The 10,744-nt window shown below is 43.1% G+C and carries 9 protein-coding genes and 1 pseudogene; 9 read left to right on the forward strand and 1 reads right to left on the reverse strand.

Going from position 1 to position 10,744, the window contains the following annotated elements; translation table 11 throughout:
* Together AC075J_RS02770 and AC075J_RS02775 are read left to right on the forward strand one after the other, a co-directional pair.
* On the forward strand, positions 1-1,503 hold a 1,503-nt coding region (locus AC075J_RS02770; protein ID WP_476389957.1), incomplete at its 5' end, for a Type II secretory pathway, pullulanase PulA and related glycosidase.
* Positions 1,481-2,035 (forward strand): DUF5662 family protein, encoded by a 555-nt coding sequence (locus AC075J_RS02775; protein WP_025577200.1) that lies wholly within the window; start codon positions 1,481-1,483, stop codon positions 2,033-2,035. The genes AC075J_RS02770 and AC075J_RS02775, both read left to right, overlap by 23 nt.
* Here AC075J_RS02775 and AC075J_RS02780 read toward each other — a convergent pair.
* Positions 1,999-2,115, reverse strand: a pseudogene (locus AC075J_RS02780) (DUF6783 domain-containing protein); the annotation flags it as partial. The gene AC075J_RS02775 and the pseudogene AC075J_RS02780 overlap by 37 nt on opposite strands.
* Between AC075J_RS02780 and AC075J_RS02785 the strand changes: the two are divergent.
* The 7 genes from AC075J_RS02785 to recO all read left to right on the forward strand — a co-directional run bounded on the left by AC075J_RS02785 (position 2,074) and on the right by recO (position 10,707).
* Positions 2,074-2,163 carry a DUF6783 domain-containing protein gene (locus AC075J_RS02785; RefSeq protein WP_329288283.1) on the forward strand — a complete coding sequence of 30 codons (90 nt, stop codon included), beginning with the start codon at positions 2,074-2,076 and terminating at the stop codon, positions 2,161-2,163. The pseudogene AC075J_RS02780 and the gene AC075J_RS02785 sit on opposite strands and share 42 nt — an antisense overlap.
* Positions 2,164-2,550: 387 nt before the next feature.
* Entirely contained in the window at positions 2,551-4,086 is a 1,536-nt protein-coding gene (putP, locus tag AC075J_RS02790; RefSeq protein WP_195382831.1) for a sodium/proline symporter PutP, read from the forward strand.
* 173 nt (positions 4,087-4,259) lie between these two features.
* Positions 4,260-5,375, forward strand: a complete 1,116-nt coding sequence (gene glf, locus AC075J_RS02795) for a UDP-galactopyranose mutase (RefSeq protein ID WP_025577203.1) — start codon at positions 4,260-4,262, stop codon at positions 5,373-5,375.
* An 83-nt stretch (positions 5,376-5,458) separates the two neighbouring features.
* Positions 5,459-6,043 carry a DUF6553 family protein gene (locus AC075J_RS02800; protein ID WP_055200477.1) on the forward strand — a complete coding sequence of 195 codons (585 nt, stop codon included), beginning with the start codon at positions 5,459-5,461 and terminating at the stop codon, positions 6,041-6,043.
* A gap of 33 nt (positions 6,044-6,076) precedes the next feature.
* Complete coding sequence (locus AC075J_RS02805; protein ID WP_055200475.1) at positions 6,077-9,001, forward strand: insulinase family protein; 2,925 nt, start codon at positions 6,077-6,079, stop codon at positions 8,999-9,001.
* A 16-nt stretch (positions 9,002-9,017) separates the two neighbouring features.
* A complete protein-coding gene (gene era, locus AC075J_RS02810) occupies positions 9,018-9,926 on the forward strand; it encodes a GTPase Era (RefSeq protein WP_008707556.1) in 909 nt (302 codons plus the stop codon).
* 28 nt (positions 9,927-9,954) lie between these two features.
* On the forward strand, positions 9,955-10,707 hold the full coding sequence (recO, locus tag AC075J_RS02815) for a DNA repair protein RecO (RefSeq protein ID WP_020993685.1): 753 nt from the start codon (positions 9,955-9,957) through the stop codon (positions 10,705-10,707).
* The last annotated feature ends 37 nt before the right edge of the window (positions 10,708-10,744 follow it).

The following is a 10,744-nucleotide window of genomic DNA, read 5'->3' on the forward strand; positions in this document are numbered from 1 at the left end:
CCGGCTATTCCATATCACGAAATGATCCTTTATAAACTGCATGTGCGCGGATATACAAAAGCGAATCGGACGATAACCGGTACAAAGGGAACTTTTCAGGCACTGGAGGAAATGATCCCGTACTGGAAAGAGCTTGGTATCAATACAATTGAACTGATGCCTGCATATGAATTTATGGAAAGCGGTACCTGTAAGAATTCTGAATCTGAGAAAATGGTATCTGAGAAGCATACACAGGGACGTGTTAATTTCTGGGGATATATGTATGGCTATTATTTTGCACCCAAGAGATCTTACTGTGCAACAGATGATCCGGAGAAAGAGTTTAAAACATTCATTAAAAAACTGCATCAGGCCGGAATTGCCTGTATCATGGAAATGTATTTTCCACGAGAATGTAATCCTGTGACAGCACTCAGGGCATTGCAGTTCTGGAAGCTTTATTATCATGTAGACGGATTTCATGTATTGGGTGAGGGAGTTTCTGCCAAATTGTTGATGCATGACGGAGTTTTAAGTGATACCCGGCTGATGTTTCACGATTTTGATGAGAGCCAGATCCGGAAAAAGAAGAAACCGGAAGACAAATGTATTGCACAGTATAATCCGGGATTTTTGCAGGATATGCGCCGTTTTCTGAAAAGTGACGAGGATATGGTTTCAGCGGCTGCTTACCATATCAGAAGGAATCCAAATACCTATGCAGTCATTAATTATATGGCCTGTCAGGATGGCTTTACCATGAATGATATGGTGACCTATAATTACAGACATAATGAAGCAAATCAGGAGAATAATCACGATGGCAGCAGTTATAATTATTCCTGGAACTGTGGCGTGGAAGGGCCAAGCAGAAGGCTGCAGATCAGACAGATGAGAGAACGTCAGATCAGAAATGCTTTTCTTATGGTGCTACTCAGTCAGGGTGTTCCTATGATCTATGGCGGGGATGAGTTTGGAAATTCGCAGAACGGAAATAATAATGCCTATTGTCAGGATAATCAGGTTGGATGGATTGACTGGAAAGCACTGAAGAAAAATGAATCCCTGTTTCAGTTTGTAAAGAATGCCATTGCTTTCCGGAAAGAACATCCGATTCTTCATGTTCCGGGAGAAATGTACGGAGTGGATTATCAGACCAGGGGACTGCCGGATGTTTCCCTTCATGGAGAACGCGCATGGTATATGAATTCTGAGAACACATCCAGACTGCTTGGAATTATGTATTGTGGCGCCTATGCGCACCGGGCAGACGGCAGCGAGGATGCTTCCATATACGTTGCATATAACTTTCACTGGGAAGATCGTATTTTTGCGCTTCCTAATCTGGCAGGATACAGAAAATGGAAGAAAGTGATTGATACCAGTGCTGTGAAAGAGAATGGTTTCCTGGAGCAGGAACAGGAAACTTATAGTAAAAAGCTGAAGGTCACACCGCGTACGATCGTGGTGCTGATGGCTGTAGAGGAGGAGAAGAAAGATGCATCCGTGGCTGCACTTTAAAACAATAACCAGACATAAGCTGTTGGTTATGCATTACTGTTTCCGGGCTGGTATGTATAAACAGGGACTGCTTCATGACCTGTCCAAATATGCACCTGTGGAATTTCTGGTTGGATGTAAATACTATCAGGGAGACAGAAGTCCCAACAATGCAGAAAGAGAAGATACAGGAATATCAAAATCCTGGCTTCATCATAAAGGGCGCAACAAACATCATTTTGAGTACTGGGTAGATTATGCACCGGGAGATGAGCATATCATCAATGGTGTGCCCATGCCCCGTAAATATATTGCGGAAATGGTGATGGACAGGATCAGTGCTTCCAGAAATTATCTGGGGGATAAGTATGATCAGCATCAGCCGCTGGACTATTATCTGAAAGGTAAGGAAAAGCTGTGGTTTATCCATCCGAAGACAAAGAGAGATCTGGAGGGGCTGCTGCGGATACTTAATGATCATGGGGAAGAGGTACTGATTTCCTATATTAAGAATGTTTATCTGAAAAAAGATAAAGCCCTGGAGCGTGTCTGAAAAATCATTCCCGCAATCTGCACGCCCCACTTTGCGGTATATTTTGTCCGAATTCGGTTGTCGTAGCCCACTACGACGCCCTCATCCGAACAAAATCTCCCACAAATTGTGACGCACATCTTGCGTAAAGCATTTTTCAGACACGCTCTGGCAGGCAGAAAACATACAGCAAAAAGAGAATGTAAACAGGCTGGCAGACAGAAACAGATAAATTTCTGATTGACAGAGTACCTGTTTGGGTGTAAAAATATAAAACAGTTACTGTGAAGGTCTTTGCCGGACGGTAACAGTAATAATTCCATAAAATGGCGGAAAAATGTCGAAAAACAAGAAATACACTTGCGTGATGCTAAGGTAATGTGGTAAAGTAGCCGGGTACAGAAGTGGTACCCGGTTACTTTTTGCAGTATATAAAATGACTGTATTCTGTTTTTGGATAAATATGTGAAGGAAACAGAACACACTTTGACAAATCCAGAGTGTATGAAAAAAAGAAGAAAAAAGGAGGAGTAAATTTGAGTGGTACAACAATGGTCATATTGTCCGCATTTGTTGCCTATCTGTTGCTTATGATAGTCATTGGTGTGGTTTATATGAAAAAAACAAGCAGCTCGGAAGATTATTTTCTGGGCGGACGTGGACTGAATGCATGGGTAGCTGCTCTTTCAGCACAGGCATCAGATATGAGCGGATGGCTCTTAATGGGACTTCCGGGAGCAATTTATTCACTGGGAACAGGACAGATCTGGATTGCTGTAGGTCTGTTCATCGGAACTGTATTAAACTGGGTGTGTATTTCACACAGACTTCGTAAATATACGATCGCAGCAAACAATTCCCTTACAATCCCGGCATTTCTTGAGAACAGATTTCAGGATAAGAAGAGAATCCTGTTATTGCTTTCATCCATCGTGATCGTAATCTTTTTCCTGGTTTATACAGCTTCTGCACTGGCAGCAGGCGGTAAACTTTTTAACACAGTATTTGGAATTGATTATCATATAGCTCTGGCAATTGGTGCAGCAGTTATCCTCTGTTATACATTTATGGGGGGATTTATGGCTGTATGCGTAACTGACTTTGTACAGGGAACACTGATGCTGATCGGTCTTCTGATCGTTCCGCTGGTTGCCTACTTTACACTGAGCGGAAGTCTGAGTGATCTTCTGACACAGAGCGGAGCACCGGGGGGAGCAGCAGCTTTCCTGAATCCTTTTGAGAACGGAGAGCGCCCATATACATTTGTTGAAATCTTTTCCCAGCTTGCATGGGGACTTGGATACTGCGGTATGCCTCATATCCTTACCCGCTTCATGGCTGTAAAGAGTGAGAAAGAATTAAAAAAATCCAGTGCGATCGCAATCGTGTGGGATATCCTTTCTCTGACAGCAGCGTGCTTTATCGGTATTATAGGACGTGCATACCTGCTTCCGACTGTACTTGGTGAAAATGGTGCATCTTCCTCAGAGAGTGTATTTATCGAGATGATCAATAAACTGTTTTCCAGTCATCTGGGACTTCCGTTTATCGGAGGAATCTTCCTTTGCGGTATTCTTGCGGCAATTATGTCCACAGCTGATTCACAGCTTCTGGTAACAGCGTCCGCAGCATCTGAGGATTTATATCATCAGTTCATTAAGAAGGATGCAGACTCAAAGGAAATCCTTGCAGTTGCAAGACTTACGGTTATCGTGGTGTCTGTTCTGGCATTTGTGATCGCGTGGAATCCGAACAGCAGTATCATGGGACTGGTATCCAATGCATGGGCCGGTCTTGGTGCAGCGTTTGGTCCGACTGTGGTAATGTCACTGTTCTGGAGAAGAACAAACCTTGCAGGTGCAGTTGCAGGTATTGTTTCCGGTGGTCTGACAGTTATCGTCTGGGATTATATACCGTTTGTCGCAGGACAGACTCTTGGTTCTTATACAGGACTTTATTCTCTGGCTGTAGGTTTTGCTGTCAGCCTTGCGATGATTATTATCTTCAGTCTGGCTACAAAAGCACCATCCAAAGAAATCACAGATGTGTTTGATAAAGTGACAGGAAAATAATAGAATAGAAAGACTATCCATTTTCGGATGAATTTGTTATAATGGCAGTAGCGCAAAAAAAGCGTTACTGCTTTTTTAACCTGATAAACTGCGGAGCAGTTATTCGGTGTAGAGCTGCGTAGCGAAGCGGATGATTTTATCCGCTTGATTATTACAAGAAGAAGGTGTCGCACATGAAGAAATATGATTATCTGATAGTAGGAGCCGGCCTTTTTGGTGCAGTATTTGCACATGAGGCCACAAGACGGGGGAAAACATGCCTTGTGATCGATAAGAGAGGTCATATCGGCGGTAATATTTACACAGAAGAAGTAGAGGGGATCCAGGTACACAGATACGGTGCACATATTTTCCATACTTCTAGAAAACAGGTGTGGGATTATATCAATCAGTTTGCAGAATTTAATCATTTTGTAAATTCACCGATCGCAGTCTATAAGGATGAGTTATATAATCTGCCGTTTAATATGAATACCTTCCATCAGCTCTGGGGAGTACGTACTCCTGCAGAGGCAAAAGCGAAGATACAGGAACAGATCGCAAGAATGCACATTACCCATCCGAAGAACCTGGAGGAACAGGCGCTTGCACTGGTTGGACAGGACGTATATGAGAAACTGGTAGAGGGATATACAAGGAAGCAGTGGGGCAGGGAGTGTAAAGATCTGCCGGCATTTATCATAAAAAGACTGCCTTTGCGTTATACTTATGATAATAACTATTTCAAAGATCCTTATCAGGGAATCCCCAAAGGTGGATATACACGTATTGTGAAGAAACTTCTGGAGGGTGTACAGGTATGTCTGAATACAGATTTCTTTGCAAACAGAGAAGAACTGACTGCACAGGCAGATAAAGTACTCTTTACAGGTATGATCGATGAATTTTATGACTATTGTTACGGAGAACTGGAATACAGATCACTGAGATTTGAGACAGAAGTGCTGGATATGGGAAATTATCAGGGCAATGCGGTTGTCAATTATACAGATTATGAAGTTCCGTATACAAGGATCATCGAGCATAAACATTTTGAATTTGGTACACAGCCAAAGACTGTGATCACCAGAGAATATCCGGCAGCATGGGAGAAAGGCAAAGAGCCGTACTATCCGGTCAATGACCCGAAGAACAGTGAACTGTTTGACAAATATGAACGTCGCGCACTGGAAGAGAAGAATGTGATCTTTGGCGGAAGACTTGGCATGTATCGCTATATGGATATGGATCAGGTTATTGAAGAGGCACTGTCTCTGGCAGAAACAGAGCTTACCTATGAAGAGCCATGAAAGTAGAGTTTTGGATCGTAAGAGAAAGGTAACTGTAAAGGCAGCAGACAGTTGCAGATAAAGTAACCGGAAAGGACAAATATATGACAGACACACCAACAATTGCTCTTTATTACAGAGAGCATGATCCGATGAAAAGAAAGATGTTTCTTGACCAGTCTATTGCGGCAGGTGAAGATGAGGAGGCAAATGCTGTCCGTAAGGAACTGTGGGAACTGCGTTACGGAGAACCTTCAGAGGCAGGCTCCGGTACACGTGCTGATGGATATCTGGCACTTTGGATGGCAATGGAATACAGCAAGGATACAGCGGGAAAGCTGTTTGGTTTAAAGAGGGCCAGAAAAGAAATCGAGAAAAACCTTGCCAGGCTGAAATTCAGAGAAATGCAGGAGAAAAGTGAGCTTCACAGAGAACTGCTTTACAGAGAATGCTGCCATATGGTCAAAACCTATATGGAACTCTGCGAGAAGGATAAGGCCTATAACACGATCTTGTGCGGGATTGTCCATATCAGTGAGAAAAGTGCAAAGAGTAAGATTCAGAACGATATTTATACCACTGCCATTGCATTTCCGGAGGAAATCAACATGCAGGAAGAACTGGAAATGATAACAAGGGCAGCAAGAGAAGTTTATGAGGCACATTTCCCGGGAGAAGGCGGATTATAAAGAAAAGCCAATAAAAAATTACTGGAGGCATACATGAACAAAGAAAATTTGACGGCTTATGAAGTTGTGACAGAAGAAAATCTGACAGATATCCATTCTACAGGCTGGCTTCTGCGCCATAAGAAAACAGGTGCAAGAGTTATGCTGATCGAGAATGATGATGAGAATAAAGTATTTAATATCGCATTCCGCACACCGCCTAAGGACAGCACAGGTGTGGCACATATCCTGGAGCACAGTGTACTCTGCGGTTCAAGGGAATTTCCATTAAAGGATCCTTTCGTAGAACTGGTAAAGGGTTCTCTGAATACGTTCCTGAATGCTATGACTTATCCGGATAAAACCTGCTATCCTGTAGCCAGCTGCAATGATAAGGATTTTCAGAATCTGATGCATGTTTATCTGGATGCGGTATTTTATCCGAATATCTATAAAAGAGAAGAGATTTTCCGTCAGGAAGGCTGGAACTATCATCTGGAACAGAAGGAGGGACCGCTGAAATATAACGGTGTTGTATATAATGAGATGAAAGGTGCTTTCTCCTCGCCGGATGAAGTTCTGGAACGGGAGATTATGAATCACCTTTTCCCTGATACCACTTATGGATGTGAATCAGGCGGTGATCCGAAAAATATTCCGGATCTTACCTATGAGAATTTCCTGAATTTCCACAGAACTTATTACCATCCATCCAACAGCTATATTTATCTGTATGGAAATATGGATATGGAAGAGAAACTGGCATTCCTGGATGAGCATTATCTGTCGCATTTTGATTATCTGGATGTGGATTCTGTTATTCAGGAACAGAAAGCATTCGGAGCATGCCAGGATGTGACTCTTGAGTATCCGGTTGCTGAGAATGAGGGAGAAGAGGATAATACCTATCTTTCTTATAACATGGTTGTTGGAAATGCTGCGGACAGTCAGATGGCGATGGCATTTGAGGTATTGGATTACGCACTGTTAAGCGCACCGGGAGCACCGTTAAAGCAGGCACTTCTGGATGTAAAAGCAGGCAAGGATGTCTATGGATCTTATGATGATGGCATTCTCCAGCCGTATTTTACAGTAATTGCAAAAGGCTCCAATCCGGACAGAAAAGAAGAATTCGTATCTGTGATCAGACAGGTACTTGGAGATATTGTTAAGAATGGAATTGACAGAAAAGCTGTAGAGGCAGGAATCAATTACTTTGAATTCCGCTATCGTGAAGCTGATTTTTCCTCTTATCCGAAAGGACTGATGTACAGTCTGGATATTCTGGGAGACTGGCTGTATGAAAAAGGAAATCCCTTTGCACAGGTACAGCAGCTTACAGTTTTTGAAAAACTGAAAAAGGCAGTAAACGAAGGATATTTTGAAGAACTGATCCGTAAATATCTTCTTGAGAATCCACATGGATGCATCATGACTCTTGTGCCGAAGAAAGGTCTGGCAGCCCAGCGTGAGAAAGAGCTGGAGGAGAAGCTGGAAGCATACAGAAGCAGTCTTTCTGAAGAACAGCTGGATGCAATGGTTGAGAAGACGAAAGCACTGGAAGCATATCAGGAAGCCGGCGAAGATCCAAAAGCACTGGAGTGCATTCCGATGTTAAAGAGAAGTGATATTAAAAGAGAAGCTGCAAAGATCATAAATGAAGAATTAACGGTAGATGACAGTCTGTTCCTTTACCATGACGTATGCACAAATGGCATCGGTTACGTAGACCTGATGTTTAAGACTGACAGTATTGCGCCTGAGCAGATTCCTTATCTGGGACTTTTGAAATCCGTACTGGGTTATGTGGATACAGAGAATTACACATACGGAGAACTGTTCAATGAAATCAATGCCAATACAGGCGGTATCAACTGTGGGGTAGAGGTTTTTGACAGAGCTGATTCTACAGAAGAGTTTCAGGCTATGTTCTCTGTAAGAGGTAAGGCACTTTATACGAAAATGGATTTCCTTTTCAAAATGATCGGGGAGATCCTGAACAGCTCGAAACTGGAGGATACCAAGCGTCTCTATGAGATTGTTGCATCTGTGAAGTCCAGGGCACAGGTAAACCTGACAGGTGCCGGACATTCCACTGCTGTACTCAGAGCAGCTGCATATTCTTCTCCGATGGCTGCATTTCAGGATGAGATGGCGGGAATCGGATATTATCAGTTTATCGAGAAACTGGAAAAAGATTTTGAACAGCGAAAAGAGGAAACTGTAGAAGAGCTTTGCAAACTGATGAAAAAAATTCTCCGTCCGGAGAACTTTATGATCAGTTATACAGGTGAGAGAGAGTCCCTGGAGACAGTTCAGAAACTGGCGGGAGCTGTAAAGGCAGGACTTGGCACAGAGCCGGTGGAGAAATCGGAAGAGAAGCTGACCTGCACAAAGAAGAATGAGGGATTTAAGACTTCCGGACAGGTCCAGTATGTGGCTCAGACCGGTAACTTTAAGAAAAAAGGCCTGGAATATACAGGTGCACTGGAAATTCTGAAGGTTATCTTAAGTTATGATTATCTGTGGATGAATCTGCGCGTAAAGGGCGGTGCATATGGATGTATGAGCGGATTTAAGAGGAATGGTGAGAGCTATCTGGTATCTTATCGCGATCCTCATCTGAAACGTACACTGGATGTATATAAGGGGATTCCGGATTATATCCGCAATTTTCAGGCAGATGAGCGCGAGATGACAAAATATATCATTGGTACCATCAGCGGAAAGGATGTTCCCAGGACACCTCAGATGAAAGGTTCTGTTTCCAAGACAGCATATTTCTGCGGTGTGACAGAGGAGATGCTCCAGAAAGAACGTGATCAGATTCTGAATGCGTCTGCAGAAGATATCCATGCACTGGCCGAGATCATAGAGGCAGTTCTGGCAGCAGATCAGATATGTGTGGTGGGAAGCGAGAGCAAGGTGGCTGAGGCCTCTGATGTACTGATGGAAGTGAAACCACTGATCAATTGTTAAAAAAGGAAAGAACAGAATGAACGAAAATTTTAAATCCGGATTTGTAGCGATTATTGGACGTCCAAACGTAGGTAAATCCACTCTGATGAATCATCTCATCGGACAGAAGATCGCTATCACATCCAAGAAACCACAGACAACCAGAAACCGTATCCAGACCGTTTATACCTGTGACGAAGGTCAGATCGTATTTCTCGATACTCCCGGTATCCACAAGGCAAAGAATAAGCTGGGAGAATATATGGTCCAGGTGGCAGAGCGAACTTTAAAAGAGGTAGATGCCATTATGTGGCTGGTAGAGCCAAGTACCTTTATCGGGGCAGGAGAGCGTCATATTGCAGAACAGCTTCAGGGAATCGGAGTGCCGGTAATCCTGATCATCAACAAAATTGATACTGTATCAAAGGAAGAAATCCTTCCTGCCATTGACACCTACCGAAAAGTATGCGATTTCGCAGAGATTATCCCATGCTCCGCACTGCGTGGACAGAATACACAGGATATTATCGGTTGTATCCTGAAATATCTGCCTTACGGTCCTATGTTTTATGACGAAGATACAGTTACTGATCAGCCTCAGCGTCAGATCGTGGCTGAGATCATCCGCGAGAAAGCACTTCATGCACTGGATGCGGAAATTCCGCATGGAATCGCAGTTGCCATTGACCGGATGAAAACACGTCCGGGAAAAAATCCAATCGTGGATATTGATGCGACAATTATCTGTGAAAGAGAGTCTCACAAAGGAATTATCATCGGCAAACAGGGTGCGATGTTAAAGAAAATCGGAAGTAATGCAAGATATGAGATTGAGCGTATGCTGGAATCAAAAGTGAATCTGAAGCTTTGGGTAAAAGTAAAGAAAGACTGGAGAGACAGTGATTTCCTTATCAAGAACTTTGGTTACGATAAGAAGGAAATCTAAATAAAAAGACAGTCAGGAAACAGAGAGAATGAGTGATTTGATAACTGTGCAGGGAGTAGTGCTCTCTGCCATGCCTGTGGGAGAATATGACAAGCGGATCGTCCTTCTCACCAGAGAAAGAGGCAAGATTTCCGCGTTTGCAAAAGGAGCCCGCCGCCCAAACAGCCAGTTTCTGGCGGCTGCCAATCCTTTTGTGTTTGGAACCTTTGCCCTTTATGAGGGGCGTTCCAGTTATAATCTGAATCAGGTATCCATCAGTCATCATTTTGTGGAACTGGCAGGCGAACAGCCTGGAATCTACTATGGATATTATTTTCTGGAACTGGCAGATTATTTCGGACAGGAGGGGATTGACGAGAAAGAATCTATGAACCTTCTGTATGTGACAGTGAAGGCACTTCTGAACCCGAATATTGATAACAGGCTGGTGAGGTGTATTTTTGAACTTCGTATGATGGCTGCACAGGGATTGTGTCCTTCACTGTTTCATTGTGTGTGCTGCGAAAGACAGCCTGTGGAGGGAGAAGAGCTTTTCTTTTCTCAGCAGAATCATGGTATTCTGGATAAAGCCTGTCTGGGACATGTAAATGATGCAAAGAGAATCTCAGCACCTGCATTATATGCCATGCAGTACATAGTAACTGCTTCTCTTGGGAAGCTTTATACATTTACTGTTACAGAAGAAGTACTCCATGAACTGGAACGTCATATCCATACCTATATTGCTGCGAACACTGAAAAACGGTTCAAAAGTCTGGAAATTCTGGAAATAATGAGCTGAGATACCTTGAAAAAGAAATCAGATACAGTTATAATAA

The organism is Blautia sp. ZXY-1-C6 (assembly GCF_056339875.1).

Coding starts and splice junctions, on each gene's coding strand:
- AC075J_RS02805 (WP_055200475.1), top strand. CDS start 6,077: ATGAACAAAGAAAATTTGACGGCTTATGAAGTTGTGACAGAAGAAAAT.
- era (WP_008707556.1), top strand. CDS start 9,018: ATGAACGAAAATTTTAAATCCGGATTTGTAGCGATTATTGGACGTCCA.
- AC075J_RS02800 (WP_055200477.1), top strand. CDS start 5,459: ATGACAGACACACCAACAATTGCTCTTTATTACAGAGAGCATGATCCG.
- glf (WP_025577203.1), top strand. CDS start 4,260: ATGAAGAAATATGATTATCTGATAGTAGGAGCCGGCCTTTTTGGTGCA.
- recO (WP_020993685.1), top strand. CDS start 9,955: ATGAGTGATTTGATAACTGTGCAGGGAGTAGTGCTCTCTGCCATGCCT.
- AC075J_RS02775 (WP_025577200.1), top strand. CDS start 1,481: ATGCATCCGTGGCTGCACTTTAAAACAATAACCAGACATAAGCTGTTG.